Raw genomic sequence first — 15,227 nt, forward strand, 5'->3', positions numbered from 1 at the left:
TGAGGGATGTCGTCCCTTGCGTGCGAGGAAATAATAACGTTCCGAAGCTGGCGAGGCGTCAGCTTATCTAATTCCGGGAACGGTAAGTTGCAGCGGGAGCGGGGAGCACGCTCCCACTACAAATTACTGCTCCCGGAATGGTGGGGTTGGCTGAAGTGGCCGAGTAATTACCCCGCCTGTGAGGCGAAAAGCCGAGCGAAATAGGAGTCGTGCGCCATTAGTTCGGTGTAAGTGCCGGATTCAACGATTTTACCGGCATCCATCACGTAAATACGATCGGCGTGGCGGAGGGTCCAGGCGCGATGCGAGACCAGAATCGTCATGTGATCCGCCGCAATCTCGCGCAGAGAGGCGAAAATATCTTCCTCCGTTTCGGCATCGATAGCACTAGTTGGTTCGTCCAGAACCCACAGGTCGGTATTGCGCAAAATTAGGCGAGCCAATGCGAGCCGCTGCCATTGCCCACCCGATAGCCCAACGCCGCCCCATTGTTCACCCAGTTGAGCGTCTAAACCGGCAGGCAGGGTGCGAACAAACTCGGCGGCGTGGGCTTTGTTGAGCGCATCCCACAGCTGCTCGTCGGTTGCGGAGCGCCCGAAAATCCCCATGAGGAGGTTCTGTCGAACCGTCAGCTCGTAGCGTCCAAAATCCTGGGTGAGAATAGTTGCCAGCCGGTGCCGTTCGGCGGGATCTAGAGCATTCACCGGGGTGTTGTCGAAAAGAACACGCCCCTCGTGAGCGGTGAGCATGCCCAGAATCCCATGTATTAGCGTGGTCTTGCCCGCACCGTTTGCCCCCACGAGCGCAATTGTTTGACCGCGCTCAATCTCGAAGGATACCCCGCGCACCGCGGGTTTTTCAGCGTTGGGGTAGGTGATGGAAAGGTTCTCGATGCGCACGCGGCTAAGCGGTGCATCAAGAGTGGCGGCCACCTTGCGGGACGGGTTTTCAGAGCCTTCCAGAAACTCTCGATACCGTGTAATTCCGTTAGCCCCGGCGCCGAGCGAGCTCATATCGTGACTCGCTGCAGTCAGTGACATCATGGCGGAAAGCGCGCCCACTATCGCACCAGAGATGATACCCGCGCTCGCCCCGGAGGACACCAGAAAACCTAGCGCACCCACCAGGAATACCGCGCACATTACCCCCGATATTACCTGCAAACGCAGGGCATATGCGGTAAGTTTCACCTCTTCGTCAGCGGCCAGCGCGCGTTGCCGGTTAGCCCGTGCCGCAAAGAACCAGCCTGCTTTCAGGGTCGAAAGTTCTTCGGCGGTATTCGGGTAGGCTATCTGGTTGGTAGCGTACCAGGCCCGGTGATTATGCGCATAAATGCTATCCCAGGCCTGCTCGTTGCGCCGTGTATACAGCCCCGCTACGAACGCCACCGGAATCAGGCACAACAGAAGGCATACCGCCGCCGCAGAACTGACGCGAGCCACCATGACGCAGAGTGAACCCACCATAAGAAACGTGAAGAGAAGTACGCCGGTGCTGGTTACTTGGGTGTGCAGGTGACCGTTGGCGACCGCATCCTGGGCGGCACGCGAGCGCTGCGAAAATGAGCCGCGCGAAATCTGCTCGGGGGTGAGGGAGGCGAGCCTGCGGGCGATCGCCCGGATACCTGTTTGCGCCATACCCGCCCGCAGCGACATATCCAGCGAATTAGACACCTGCTGCAGGGCAAGGTTACCCGCCAGCACGCCCCCGGTTACGCCCGCCCACGTGAGTGCAGTGTGCGCATCCCCGGTGCTGAGCGAGTCGGTGATTGCGGCTATGAGGAACATCTGTACGCTGGGCAGAAACGAGAGCACTGTGAGAAGGGTGAACGAGCTGAGTACAAGAATAGGATGCGCCCGTAGCGCATACCGCAGGGCCCAGAGAGTTTGTCTAATCGTTTTTAACACGATGGTATCCCTTCTTCCGCAGACCCGATGTTTTCCATGGATCCGGCACCGTCAGCAACTGACAAGTTCGACGGCGTGTGTTCCGGCGCATCCTCTATCTGTGAGGCGAAAATTTCGGCGAACCGCCCGCCAGCGCCTAATAGTTCGGTGTAGGTTCCCGATTCGACGATGGTTCCGTGATCCACCACATGAATGACGTCCGCGTGTTTGAGAGTCCAGGCGCGATGCGAGACAAGAATCGTCATATGATCCGCCGCAACTTTGCGCAGGGTAGCGAAAATCTGCTCCTCGGCGTGGGCATCAATAGCGCTGGTCGGCTCGTCCAGAATCCATAGGGCGGTATTACGCAGGATCAGACGCGCCAGCGCTAAACGCTGCCATTGCCCGCCTGATAGCCCGACCCCGCCCCACTGCTCACCCAGTTGAGTGTCTAAACCGGCAGGTAGAGTCTGCACGAACTCGGCGGCGCGGGCTTTGCTGAGCGCATCCCAGAGATGCTGATCGGTGGGCGGTTCCTGGCCCTGCGCGTGCGTGCCCAACAGCAGGTTTTCTCGCACGGTCAGCTCGTACCGCCCGTAGTCCTGACTGAGCAGGGTGGTGTGCTTAAAAACCTGTTGCACGCTTAGCGAGTCGACCGGAGAATCGTCGAAGAGCACGCTGCCCGCGGTGGTGGGAGTCAGCCCGAGAAGTCCGCGCACCAGCGTAGTTTTCCCCGCGCCGCTGGCACCGACCAAAGCCACCATCTGCCCGCGTTGTATATGCAGGTTCACGTGGTGCAGCGTGGGTGCATCCGCCCCGGGATAGGTGACGCTCAGACTGCGTACAGCGAGTTCGCGCGGAGAATCACCGGTTGCGGGCGGATTATGATGCGTTGTCTCTGAAGCAAGCACGTAGCGCGGATTATCCACAAACGCGCGATACTGGGCAATCGACATCGCCCCATTCGAGACCTGCCCGAAGGCGTAGCCAACATCCTGCGTGGCCGCGATACAGGTGAGCGTTCCCACCAGCGCACCGGCAATCTCGCCCGCGCTCGCCCCGGAACCGATCAGGCAGTAGAGTGCACCCATCAGCAACACCGAGCAGATGAGCCCGGCGAACCCCACCACGATGCCGCGCACCGCCTCCAGATTGTATTCCCGCCCGGTGGCACGATCTCGTGCCCGCGCCACACCATCGGCGAAGAAACCACCGGCCTCCAGGGTCGCGATCTCGCGGGCTGTGCTGGGGTGGGTGAGCGCATCCAGAAAATATGCCTCTTCACGGCGGTCCTCATAAACCTGCCCGTAGATGCGGTAGTCACGCTTTGCCAGCAGAACCATCGCGGCAGAGAGCGGAACCATGCACCCCGCCACAAAGAACACAGCCGGAAGGCTCGTGCCTGCAATTGTCGCGCACAGCAGCAGAACCATCGCCACGGCGGCGATGAGAGTCACCACGGAATTTGCCTGAGTGGGAATCTCCTGCTTCGTAAGAGATTCACGGGCTGCACGAAGATGCTTCTGCATCTCGGGTTCACTCATCACCTCGGGATTCACCCGCGCCAGGGTGGTATTGAGCTTCTGATGCGCGGCGGCATTCACGCGCGCCTTCGTCATGGTGAAGAGCGACATGCTTGCCCGCTGCACCAGAAGGTACGCCGCCACGAGGGCACCGATTACCGCGGCCCAGGTGAGTGATGCTGCAGTATCGCCAGAAGCCACCGAACCCACCGCAGCATTCACCAGTACCACCTGCGCGCTCGGCATGAACGTGAGAAGCAGGGTCGTACAAACCGCGGCAAGGAATGGAACGGGTGCTACACGAAGGGTGATGCGGAACGCCCACGGAATAGAACGAAGAATGTTTATCATGACATTTCCCCAAGGGTTTTTGCCGAAAGGCTGAGCGTGCAGTCGATGCGGATACGCTCACAAAAATCCTCGTCGTGGCTAACGATGATCAGCGCGCCGGTATAAGCATCGAGCGCCTGCACCAGCCAATCCACCGACGAAATATCCAGGTTATTCGTGGGCTCATCCAACAGAAGAAGCTGCGGCACCGGGTCAGTGAGCAGAACCGTCGCCAGCGCGGCACGAAAACGTTCGCCCCCGGAAAGGTCCCCAATATGCTGATGCACGCTCTCGCGCCTGAACAGCAGCCGCGCCAGTTGGTCGCGAAGATGCTGTTCGCTCGCCCCTGGGTTCGCCTGCTGCACGGTTTCAAGGAGGGTGCGTTCAGGATCAAGCGTAATGCGCTGCGGCAGATACACGGCGTTGCCCAGGCGGTAGAGCACTCGGTAAGCGGGAGACACGGGGGAGCGGTAGTCGGGGTCATTCGTATGCGCTATCGCGTTGAGAAGCACAGTCTTGCCGCTGCCATTTGCTCCCGTAATGCGCAAATGCTCAGGCCCGGTTAGGACAAGAGCCTCGGGAAAGTCTTGGCGACGAAACGGATAATCAACTTCATGAGATTGTGTTTCACGTGAAACGGTATTTTGGGCGTATGCATTCTTAAGTTCGGGATCCTGTTGTACAGACGCGCAAGGGTCTTTCCCCGCCCGCTGTAATTCCAGCACCTTCCGCCCCGCCGGGAGCGCATCCTGAGCAAGTTCCAGATAGATACGCTCCTGCACGCGCAGGTTCTCTTGGGCTTCACTAACTGCCGCACGCGCATCCGCCACCATGCTTTCGTGTGCCGCGCGAAGTTTCCCGGCAGAGCGCTCTGAACTGTTCTTATCCAGCCCCATCGCCAGCCCAGGTTTCCGCTTCGACCGCTCAAAATCGCGGCCTCGCCGAACGTTGCGATCGAGCTTAATCTGGTTCTCGACGCGCTCGCGTTCAGCCTTACGCGCCTCATTTTTCGCCTCACTCACACGGCGATGTGCGGCGCTCTGCTCGGCCTTCCGCACCGCCCGGTAGGTGTCGTAGTTGCCCTCATATATGCGCAGATGCGCCCGCCCCTCACGGTCGGCGTGCAGCTCGGCGATCGCGTTCATATGCGCGAGCAGATCGCGGTCATGGCTGATGGTCAGCGCCGGGCAGACGAGGGTTTCAAGTGCCGCAAAAAGCCGATTCTTCGCGGCAGAATCCAGGTTATTCGTGGGCTCATCCAGCAGAATAAACTCGGGATTCGAGCGCAGAAGCGCGGCGAGGGCGGCAGTGACCGTCTGCCCGCCCGAAAAGGTGCCGAGGGGGCGCATCAGAAGGTCGCGAATGGCGTGCGGGTCGGCGGCATCCGTGGCGAGCGCAGGACTAAAACCGTACTCGGCAAGGACTGCGAAGGTGCGCTCTTCAATATCCCAGGCGTCGCCGATGGTGTCATAAAGGCTGGGGGAGTAGTCGCCCGATTCCAGAGCATCGAGCGCCCGCAGAATTTTTGTAATTCCAAAAATATCGGCAAGATGCTGATGCTCGCTCAGCCCCAAATCTTGCGGCAGATACGCTATGCGTGGTGGGGTGCTGATTGTGCCGTGACTAGGCTTTATCTCGCCAAGAATAAGCCTGAAGAGGGTAGTTTTCCCGGTGCCGTTATCGCCGATAAGCCCGGTGAGCGGGGCGGAAAATACGACGGAGAGGTCGGTGAAAAGCGGGGGTTCACCCGGATGCGCATACGAAATATGGTCGAGTGTAATGTGGTGTGGCATGGGCCGAGTTCCTTCGAGTCGGTGCTCGGATCCCCGCCAGCGCAGCGCGCGTTAGGTGTGAGGGCATGAAAAACCCGAGCACGGTGTGCAGATACACGTAAGCCCGGGTAGTGGGGTGGGCGCATAAAAGCGCTCTGACCTGGTGTTTTGATCCGGGCTATGCTCGGGAGCCGTTCATGTGCTGGTGCCTCCTCGTGTGCCGATGCGCTTCCGTGCGCCTCGGTGGAATAGATAGGAACAATCCGGAATGTGACCCGGATAACCTCTAGTGTAGGGAGTGGCGATAGCGCCTGTCAATTATAGGGCGCATTAATCTCTGTTTCGACTGGGATACTCACGAGCGGGAGCGGTTTATTCATGCCAACATCAGCACTTCTGTATCACTCTGGCTTGCGTGCCACTATCGCCAGGTGGTCGCGGTGCCTCCCAGTGCGGCGGGTGTGAACTTCTTCCACCGTAAACCCGGCCTTCTCGCACAGTGCGGAAAACTCTGGAACGCTCACATAATAGGCGGTTGTCACGGTGTGTGCGAAGGGCAATCCGTGGTCGCCCAGAAACATCCCCAGAAGAAGGCTTCCTCCCGGAATCAACAGCCGATAGAACTCGGTGAGTGTGCCGGTAAGGTGAGCTGGCGGTGTGTGAATGAGCGAATACCAGGCGAGAATTCCCGCGAAAGACCCGTCAGCATAGGGCGTGTGTGCCATATCCATGACCTCGAAGCTAAGATTTGGGGCGCTAGAGGCGGCGCGGGCATGGGCAATAAATTCGGGGGTTACATCTATGCCGGTGACGGATCGGTCTGCGGAGGCAAGCAGGCGTGCCCAATGCCCGGGGCCGCATCCGGCATCAAGAATACTGCCTGGCACGGATGCGCCCCACGAGGTGATCAGGGCAATATCAGTCGGTTCCATCTGATCGAGCGACCCCAGCGCCTCACAGTATTCCGCCGCCCGCGCCCCATACCTGCTGCTGACTGTCATTGTTTCCTCACATAGTGTTTATTGTGCAATGCGATAGGTCGTGTTCCGGTTTCCTTGGCCGCCTTCGCGCGCAATAAGACCAGCATTGAGTAACTTTGTGATTATGTAGCGGATCTGCTGTTTCGAGAGATTGCTATGAAGACCTGCATATATATCTGCGACGTTTACTGCCCCTTCAGCACCGCGGATAAACTCGTAAACCTGCTGATCCGATTCCCGTTTTAAAGCAGCTCTACGACCGTCTGCAGTTCTCACTATATGCCAGATATGAAAGCTTTTCATGTCTGAAAAAGCCGATATACCGCTGAACTTGTCTTGACGCTGTGCTTTAGTAAGAAGCTCACATGAAAATTTTTCATGTCTGGGCCTGTTATTTATGTGTAGACATAAAAATTTAATGTCTGCTGACCGGGACGTAATGACGCGGAGAGTACAAAAAACGGGGGAGTTCTCTTCATGCGATAGCACTCTACTGCACCCACATGAAGAAAACACCCCCGAATTTAGAGTGTCTGATAATCCACCAGTTTTAAACCTGGTACCAGTACCCCACACGATCGAAATAACGACCCCTGAGCGGCAAAGTTGCCGCTTCCGGAGCTTGCCTAAGATTCGTGGCGCTCGCGGTACATGCCCAGCGGGCCCGCATCCGCATAAGCCTGAGCCGTGTTGTAACGGTACAGGCGCGGCGGGCGGTGGCGGGTACCTTCAATGCGCCGACCGGTATCAATAATCGACTTTGAGGCCGCTATCTGACGGCGGAAATTCGCGGGATCCAGCGGGCGGCCGAGAATTGCCTCGTACACCTCACGCAGCTGTGCCAACGTGAACTCATCGCCCAAGAATGAGTGCGCAATACGCGAATATTCGACCTTATTCTGCAGGCGGTACAGGGCGTACTCCACAATCTCGTTGTGGTCGAAGGCCAGCTCGGGAAGCTCATCTACCGGGAACCAGCGAATATTTTCGTGCACGCGAGTCTGCGAAACCTCAGTCGCCGGGATCGAGGCCCAATAAACTACCGAAACCACGCGCTCATGATCCGCCCCAGGTGCCGGAACCGGTGTGCCGTTGATGCGCGCCGCACGTGCTTCCGGGGCACGCAAAACATCACCGAACGCATACAGCTGCTCAAGGTACCCGGGCTCAAGGCCGGTCGCGCGCTTGAGCGTGTACCCCGCCGCCTGCTCTAGAGACTGCTGGGACTGCAAGGGACCGCCAGGAAGCGCCCACTGACCCTTATAAGGCTCGCGCAGGCGGCGCACCAGCGGCAGCCAAAGACTTGGGTGCGCACTATTCTTTTTGTGGCGTAATGCAAGAATCACGGTAGAAACCGCTAATGAAACCGAACTGTGGTCGGCCTCGTGTTCCTCGGGGACCTCAGCTGCGTAATGTGGTGATGAGTTCATCCATGACTCCTGTACTTATTTTCGTGTGCACTATAACCATTTTAAGGGTAAAAACGGCCTTACACGACTTACGGCGCGCGCATCCGGCGGATACGCGCGCTGCATGGTTGGACTCTTGAAGTAAAGCGGCTAATTCTCGATGTTCAGCTCGCCCATAGCACCCCAACTGTCGCCGTCAATCTGGCGGGAGATAATCTTTGGAGTCTCTCGCAGAGCCGGGCGCATATCGGTCATAGCTTGAGCGAAATGCGCAGAGTTCACATGAGCCGCCGCGCCGTCGTCCTCAAACGCCTCCACCAGCACGAACTCGTTCGGGTCCTCAACGCTGCGCGACCACTCAAACCACTTGTTACCGGGTTCGGCACGGGTCGCCTCGGTGAAGTCGCGGGTTAAATCTAGCCATTTTTCGGCGTATTCGGGCTTAACGGGAAATTTCACAACAATAAAAATCACGGCGGACTCCTTAATAGAATGTTCAGGGACACCTCTATTTTTTCACAAGATGCGCCTGCGCGGGCAGCGCCTAAAGCATCACCTTGTACTGAGGATGCGCGAGCAGCGGGTATTTTGCCTGAAAGCGGAGAAAATACCTCTTCTCGGGCGAAACCCCGTTGCTCGCGGTTAACCGTGGGGTGGGTTCGTTGCAGCCTTCTTATTTATGTGTGATTAGAGGCTTGGCCCGCCACGGTTTTTCCGCTGATTTTGGGTGTTGTGGTGCCTGTGCTGGTGGGTGTTTTGGTTGTCTTGTTGGGGGCTTTTTTGTTGTTGTGCTCGTTTGTTTTCTTGGTCGATAACGTTTTTTAATTTTTTAGTGATGGCTTGGAAAGAGGCGATTGTTCCTTCTGGGATGTTTCCTTCTTTGGCACGTTTGGAGAATTCGTTAATCGCGCCTTTTTGGGTGTTGCTGAGGGTTCCGCGTCCGATGGTCAGATCGGCTGCGTGGTGTGCGTCCATGATCCGGGCGCGGCCAATCCCCTGGGTTTTTCTGTAGAGCAGATCGTCGTGGGCTTTTTCTGGGCCGAGGAGTCGTTGCCCAGGGCGTAGGTTGTCGCGGAGGTTTTTAAGGGTTTCTTCTCTGGCGGCTATTCCTGTGGTTACGTGTGGTAGGTGTTCGGTGCGTAGTTGTCTGGGGTCGGTGGGGATTCCGAGTTTGGAGGTGAGGTTGTTGGTGGGGGCTTTGAGGTCTATGAGTCCGAGGGTTTGTGTGTCGTATATGCTGAGTTGGATGCCGGATTTTTCTTGTAGGGTGAGGTCGCTGCGCAGAAGGGCTTGGGCCATGGAATAGGCGACGGCGTCTGCGGCCCATAGGTTGCGTTCTGCGGTGGAGGATACTTGAACATATTTAATGGGAGGAATAACACCGTTTTGAGTTAAACGGTGTATTGTTTGTCGGTCTTTCTGATTTTCTGTTTCCCGCATGGTTCGTTCAATAACAAAGGCTTTAACCGGATCCTCACGATCTGTTGCGAGTTTTAGGAGCGCGGTAAGAGATTCATTACGGGCGCTGCGCATAATGTGTTGGGTTTCTTCTTCGCTGGCACCGTAGGGTATAGAGGTGTGGACAGCAATAATATTGGTATCTGTGTTGGTGTAACGACTGATTGCGCCAAGCATAGATATATTGTGGAAAGTATCTTCTTCGGTGGCGAGGTTATGTACCACCACTGTGCTCTTTCGGGAAGTTGTATCGGTTTTCTGCGTGGTACTGTTGTAGAGCAGATAAAACAATAATGTCCTCTGCGCTCGTGAGCAACTCTGCCTAGCAAGTATTTTCTTGTTAGGATCTTCATCCTTTGAGGTGAGGGGGTAGCGGAGGTGCGGCCATGGGGGGTATGTCCGGTTTGGCGGGCAGAACCCATGGATCTTGCGTCAAGAGGCACCCTGTAAGGGGTGCCTTCTGTCGTAGAGTTTGTGGCATGTTTCATGTGAAGTAGTGCATGGTATCCTGAGTGAGCGAGATAAAACAATATTGTCCTCTGCGCTCGTGAGCAACTCTGCCTAGTAGCTTTTTGTTGTTAGGATCTTCATCCTTTGAGGTGAGGGGGTAGCGGAGGTGCGGCCATGGGGGGTATGTCCGGTTTGGCGGGCAGAACCCATGGATCTCCATCAAGAGGCATCCTAATATGGGTGTCTCTTGTTGTAGGGGAGTTGTTGGCATGTTTTGTGTGAAGTAGTGCATGATATGCTGGATGGGCGAGATAAAACAATAATGTCTTCTGGCCTTCTGTATGAAGCTTCTGGAGGTGCGGCTGTGGGAGGTATGCCGGGTTGTCCGGCCAAACCCACGGATCTCGTATCAAGGGGCGCCCTAATATGGGGCGCCTTCTGTTTTTTGGGAAGCCGTCAGTATATTTTGTATGAAGGGTTATTCATTAGGGATAGCTCTCCGCGCTTGACATACACAAACAACGAACAACGGTCCCTCACCCGCAAGGCGTATGATGATGGAAGATATTGTCTTCTCATCGTAGATCTGAGCAACCACCACATGAATCTGCTCCTTGGGGCGGGATACCGCTGGCGTTTAATGGTCCTGCTGTGGGTGCACGTCACGACAGATATTACGTGACAGTACACAACCTGGATAGATTCTTAGATCCGAAGGATACGCGCAAGGACCAAGGCTCCTAAGGATTACACGTTGTTAGCCCGGCCAAAAACCGCACCGTAAAAACCTTCACCACTGAGGGCAATGAGTCTGGCCGGCAGAGTAACCACTATCGGACGGTGGCAGAGCGAGTTATCGTGTCCCTCAAGTGCTGGTGGATACTGCCCACAATATCCCGCAGACCTCTCATTTTCTACTTCAGGGTGTTCTTGGTAGTGCAGGGCGGGACAGCCCCACATAAATAACCCTCGTGGTATTCTGGGTGGGCGAGATAAAACAATAATGTCCTCTGCACTCGTGAGCAACTCTGCCTAGCAAGTATTTTCTTGTTAGGATCTTCATCCTTTGAGGTGAGGGGGTAGCGGAGGTGCGGCCATGGGGGGTATGCCGGGTTGTCTGGCCAAACTCACGGATCTCGCATCAAGAGGCACCCTAATATGGGTGCCTTTTGCTATAGGAAGCAAGGACAGAGGATATGACAACTTTATCCCAGCCGTGTATATAGTGCAGGTATGACTAGTATCTTGTGTGATTGGTATACCTCCATACTGCGTTCATGAGTTTTCAGTTAGGGAAGTCCTCCATTATTTATGGCCCACATATTTTGAGGTGGCGATTTGGGTGGCTAATTTATATTTCAAAAATAAGGAGCGTTATAGGCATGTTTTTAAGCTCAAAATTTGTGTGTATGCCGCGTGTTATTCTAGGCATGTGAGATAAAACAATATTGTCCTCCGCTCCCGTGAGCAACTCTGCCTAACAGTTATTTTTGTTAGGATCTTCATCCTTTGAGATGAGGGGGTACCGGAGGTGCGGCCATGGGGGGTATGTCCGGTTTGGCGGGCAGAACCCATGGATCTCGCATCAAGAGGCACCCTGTAAGGGGTGCCTCTTCCTATAAGGAAGTGGTGGACGCAGATATATTTTGTGTATGTGTCACGTGTTATTCTAGGCATGTGAGATAAAACAATATTGTCCTCTGGCCTTCTGTATGAAGCTTCTGGAGGTGCGGCCATGGGGGGTATGTCCGGTTTGGCGGGCAGAACCCATGGATCTCGCATCAAGAGGCATCCTAATATGGGATGTCTCTTGTTGTAGGGGAGTTGTTGGCATGTTTTGTGTGAAGTAGCGCATGATATGCTGGATGGGCGAGATAAAACAATAATGTCCTCCGCTCCCGTGAGCAACTCTGCCTAACAGTTATTTTTGTTAGGATCTTCATCCTTTGAGATGAAGGGGTACCGGAGGTGCGGCCATGGGGGGTATGTCCGGTTTGGCGGGCAGAACCCATGGATCTCGCGTTAAGAGGCACTTTTAAGGTGCCTCTTATTTTTATTCCGAAAACATATTGGATGCGAAATATGATCTAGAAAGCGTGGGTAGAGGGTATTTTCTCCGTTTTTCGGGCGAAACCCCGTTGCTCGCGGTTAACTGTGGGGTGGATTCGGCGTAGGGTTAAAGGTATGACTACTGCACAGATAAAGTTCCTTGAGACGGACCCCGCCATGATCTCCGCCGAAACTACTCTGCGGGCGGCAGCGAGCGATGTGTACGCCCTAATTGCCGACCCCGCCCGCCACGCCGAGCTTGACGGAGGCGGTTCGGTGCGTGGGCTGATATCCGGCGACACCCCCGAATTGCGTGAGGGCGATACCTTCACCGAAAAAATGTTCCTGGGTTTCCCATACCGCATGTCTCCCACGGTCGTGCGCGCCGAGAAGAACCAGGCCCTCTCCTGGCGCATGCCCGCCGACCACTACTGGACCTGGGAGATTGCAGATAACCACGACGGCACCGTGACCGTGCGTGAAACCTGGGATGCTTCCGAGGCGAAAATTTTTGGGTTTATCCCCGCTGCGCCCGTATTCCGTACATTTGGTGCGTTCGCGCGTAACCGCCGTAATATTGCGCTGTCTCTGGCGAAACTGCATCGCACCTTCGAGGGGTAGAGTGTAACAGGCCGCTTTTCGCATGTTTCTCTGACTATCGCGCCCCTAGCTGATACAGCGAGAAGCGGATTTTTGGCTGAGAAGGCGATATTTTCTACCTTTTTGACCCAAAACCCGCTTCTCGCGATAAATGTCTGAATACGTCCCGCACAGGCGCCAACACAAAAACTACCGCGCCGCACGAACTACTGCGCTGCGCGCCTGAGAATGTCGAGCGCATCCAGCAGGATATCCCGATCGGCCTTGATGCGTTTGCGTGCCGCCGGGTTCGCCATGCCTCCCGCAAACGCCGCGCTGTAATACATGCCGTCCCCCAGCAGAAGCACGGTGCGCGCCATCTTATCGTCCCCAATATCCGCGCGAATCAGCTCGTACCACTGCCCCTGAATCTCGTCCATGAGTTCGCGTGCCGCCGGGTTCTTATCCTGCGCCAACCGCGAGAGGGCAACTAGGCATATATCGAATGGGGTGCCCTGAAAGGTTGAGGTGTTGATGTAATAGGCGCTGGCCCCCTCGGGTGCGGCGCGCATCTTCTCAAGGTCTTCGTCTGCGTAGGTGCGGGTGCGGTCTAAAAGCGCTTGGAAGAGCGCCTTTTTCGAGCCGAAATGATAGAGCAGCCCGCCCTTAGAAACTTTCGCTTGGGCGGCGACCGCATCAAGGGTGGCGGCACGTTCACCGGCCTGTACCAGCAAATGTTCATAAGCGTCTAGAATCTGCTCGCGCGAGTTGTTGGCGCGGGTCGCACGGGGTTCGGATGCGCTGGCTGGGGTAGTCATAATCACCATTCTACGGATTAGAAACTTTACCGTCTAGTTGGTATAGTTAGTGTGTCCGTGGTTGTCTGCGCGGCGCATCCTTACTACCCGAAGCAAAGCCCCTGGCAGCAACCCCTCTGCGGGCTATGAGCACTTGCCGCCCGGCGCATCTGCCGCAAGTGCCGAAAACTCCCAGATGCGTGTGAACACAACGATGAACAACTTATACCCCGTCACCGAGGCGCTGCCTATTCACGCGCCCGATCAGAAAATCAAACGGTGGGTTGCCCTGACCGTGCTCATGCTGCCGGTGCTGCTTGTCTCGGTCGATAACACCGTGCTCGCATTCGCCGTGCCCTCAATTGCGCAGGCCCTCGAACCATCCTCCAGCGAGCAACTCTGGATCGTAGACGCCTACTCGCTCGTGCTCGCCGGGCTGCTCGTGCCTATGGGAAGCCTGGGGGACCGCATCGGGCGGCGTAAAATCCTACTGATCGGTTCCGTCGGGTTTGCAGTTATCTCAGCACTCGCCGCTTTCGCACCCACCGCTCTGCTGCTTGTCATCGCGCGCGCCGTACTCGGATTCTTCGGCGCCATGCTCATGCCCGCCACGCTCTCACTCATTCGCAACATCTTCCGTGACCCGAAAGAACGCCGCACCGCAATCGCCGTGTGGGCGGCTGGCTTCTCCGCCGGTGCAGCGCTCGGCCCCATCGTGGGCGGACTCCTGCTGAGCCATTTCTGGTGGGGGTCGGTGTTCCTCATGGCGGTACCCGTACTCGTACCGTTCCTTGCCCTCGCACCCATGACCGTGCCCGAATCGAAAGACCCAAACCCCGGCCCGCTCGATATGGTGAGTATCCTGCTGATTATGATCGCCATGATCGGCATAACGTTCGGACTCACCCATATTTCTGAGGCAGGCGTGGATGCGCTCGCAGTCAGCACCGCGTTTATTGGCGCCGTGTTCGGGTTCTTCTTCGTGCGCCGTCAGCTGCGCCGCGGGCGTGCGGGAACCACCCCCATGCTCGATGTTCGCCTCTTCAAAAACACCGTGTTTACCGGGGGGATTCTGGCGAACCTGTTCGCCATGTTCGTAGATGTTGGGTTCCTTTTCTTCGTTTCGCAGCATTTGCAGCTGGTTTCGGGGTACTCTCCCATGCAGGCTGGACTGTTCCTGATTCCCGGGCTGGCGTGCACCATTATTGCGGGCCTGTACGCCGCTAAGCTCGTTTCGCGGTTCCACCCGGCGGTGATTGTGTCTTCGGGGCTTGCCTTGGGTGCGCTCGGGTACCTGTTTGTGGTGTTTTTCGGTTCGCGCAACGACCTTCTGCTCATGACTTCCTTCATGTTCTTAGGGTTGAGCGTGGGTGCGGCGCAGACCATCTCGAATGACCTGATTCTTTCCAGCGTTCCGGCGAATAAGGCGGGTGCTGCGTCGGCAATTTCTGAGACCGCCTACGAGTTCGGCACCGTGCTGGGTACCGTGGTGATCGGCGGCATGCTGACCGCAATTTACCGTGCACAGGTCACGGTTCCCGCCGGTCTTAATGCGGATGCGGCCCATGCGGCGGGCGAAACCCTCGGCGGCGCGACCGCAGTTGCCGGGCAGCTTCCCTCGGATCTAAGTGCCGAGCTGCTGCATTCGGCGCATGCCGCATTCGATTCGGGCGTGCTGGTGACCGCAACCTTTAGCGCCGTGCTTTTGGCGGTGCTGGCGGTCTTCACTTACCGGATGCTCCGCTCGGCACCCGCCGAACTGGAGAAAGCAGAGCACTAGAAAAACTCCGGTGCTAAAAAGAGCCTTTATGTAAATAAAGCGGTAAAAAATACTCTTTATTCACATAAAGGCTCTTTTTATCGCGGAGGTAGGCGCCGGAAACACACCGAAGGGGAAACAAAGCACCAGGAAAACACCTTTCGCAGGTTGAGAACCGTCCCGGCCGCTCACACCCGCGGGTGTTACGGTAGAAGCATCAGCTTCAGCAAGCACG

10 protein-coding genes are annotated in these 15,227 nt (G+C 56.5%); 2 read left to right on the plus strand and 8 right to left on the minus strand.

Going from position 1 to position 15,227, the window contains the following annotated elements; genetic code table 11:
• Positions 1–167 precede the first annotated feature (167 nt).
• The 7 genes from D8M41_RS10415 to D8M41_RS10445 form a co-directional block, all read right to left on the minus strand.
• On the minus strand, positions 168–1,907 hold the full coding sequence (locus tag D8M41_RS10415) for an ABC transporter ATP-binding protein (RefSeq protein ID WP_006886971.1): 1,740 nt from the start codon (positions 1,905–1,907) through the stop codon (positions 168–170).
• Complete coding sequence (locus D8M41_RS10420; protein WP_006886963.1) at positions 1,901–3,760, minus strand: ABC transporter ATP-binding protein; 1,860 nt, start codon at positions 3,758–3,760, stop codon at positions 1,901–1,903. The genes D8M41_RS10415 and D8M41_RS10420 overlap by 7 nt, the downstream gene beginning before the upstream one ends.
• Positions 3,757–5,532, minus strand: a complete 1,776-nt coding sequence (locus D8M41_RS10425; RefSeq protein WP_126926979.1) for an ABC-F family ATP-binding cassette domain-containing protein — start codon at positions 5,530–5,532, stop codon at positions 3,757–3,759. The genes D8M41_RS10420 and D8M41_RS10425 overlap by 4 nt, the downstream gene beginning before the upstream one ends.
• 380 nt (positions 5,533–5,912) lie before the next feature.
• Positions 5,913–6,512: a class I SAM-dependent methyltransferase gene (locus tag D8M41_RS10430; protein WP_006886982.1), complete on the minus strand. Its 600-nt coding sequence runs from the start codon at positions 6,510–6,512 to the stop codon at positions 5,913–5,915.
• A 605-nt stretch (positions 6,513–7,117) separates the two neighbouring features.
• Positions 7,118–7,921, minus strand: coding sequence for an NUDIX hydrolase (locus D8M41_RS10435; RefSeq protein WP_006886976.1), 804 nt, complete (start codon positions 7,919–7,921; stop codon positions 7,118–7,120).
• Positions 7,922–8,050: 129 nt separating this feature from the next.
• Positions 8,051–8,374 carry a putative quinol monooxygenase gene (locus tag D8M41_RS10440; protein ID WP_006886994.1) on the minus strand — a complete coding sequence of 108 codons (324 nt, stop codon included), beginning with the start codon at positions 8,372–8,374 and terminating at the stop codon, positions 8,051–8,053.
• A gap of 213 nt (positions 8,375–8,587) precedes the next feature.
• On the minus strand, positions 8,588–9,649 hold the full coding sequence (locus tag D8M41_RS10445; RefSeq protein WP_126926980.1) for a hypothetical protein: 1,062 nt from the start codon (positions 9,647–9,649) through the stop codon (positions 8,588–8,590).
• Between the two features lie 2,343 nt (positions 9,650–11,992).
• Here D8M41_RS10445 and D8M41_RS10450 point away from each other — a divergent pair.
• On the plus strand, positions 11,993–12,478 hold the full coding sequence (locus D8M41_RS10450) for an SRPBCC family protein (protein WP_126926981.1): 486 nt from the start codon (positions 11,993–11,995) through the stop codon (positions 12,476–12,478).
• 185 nt (positions 12,479–12,663) lie between these two features.
• On the opposite strand, the gene D8M41_RS10455 is transcribed toward D8M41_RS10450, so the two are convergent.
• Positions 12,664–13,254, minus strand: coding sequence for a TetR/AcrR family transcriptional regulator (locus D8M41_RS10455; protein WP_238693522.1), 591 nt, complete (start codon positions 13,252–13,254; stop codon positions 12,664–12,666).
• 193 nt (positions 13,255–13,447) lie between these two features.
• On the opposite strand from D8M41_RS10455, the gene D8M41_RS10460 reads away from it, so the two are divergent.
• The gene (locus tag D8M41_RS10460; RefSeq protein WP_153269376.1) at positions 13,448–15,013 is read left to right on the plus strand and encodes an MFS transporter; all 1,566 of its coding nucleotides are present in this window, start codon (positions 13,448–13,450) and stop codon (positions 15,011–15,013) included.
• Positions 15,014–15,227 lie beyond the last annotated feature (214 nt).

Source organism: Rothia sp. HSID18069, assembly GCF_003989155.1.
GTDB lineage: Bacteria > Actinomycetota > Actinomycetes > Actinomycetales > Micrococcaceae > Rothia > Rothia aeria.

Excerpts from the sequence above, each read along its gene's own strand:
- D8M41_RS10420 (WP_006886963.1), bottom strand. The coding sequence starts at position 3,760 with ATGATAAACATTCTTCGTTCTATTCCGTGGGCGTTCCGCATCACCCTT.
- D8M41_RS10425 (WP_126926979.1), bottom strand. The coding sequence starts at position 5,532 with ATGCCACACCACATTACACTCGACCATATTTCGTATGCGCATCCGGGT.
- D8M41_RS10430 (WP_006886982.1), bottom strand. The coding sequence starts at position 6,512 with ATGACAGTCAGCAGCAGGTATGGGGCGCGGGCGGCGGAATACTGTGAG.
- D8M41_RS10435 (WP_006886976.1), bottom strand. The coding sequence starts at position 7,921 with ATGAACTCATCACCACATTACGCAGCTGAGGTCCCCGAGGAACACGAG.
- D8M41_RS10450 (WP_126926981.1), top strand. The coding sequence starts at position 11,993 with ATGACTACTGCACAGATAAAGTTCCTTGAGACGGACCCCGCCATGATC.
- D8M41_RS10455 (WP_238693522.1), bottom strand. The coding sequence starts at position 13,254 with ATGACTACCCCAGCCAGCGCATCCGAACCCCGTGCGACCCGCGCCAAC.
- D8M41_RS10460 (WP_153269376.1), top strand. The coding sequence starts at position 13,448 with ATGAACAACTTATACCCCGTCACCGAGGCGCTGCCTATTCACGCGCCC.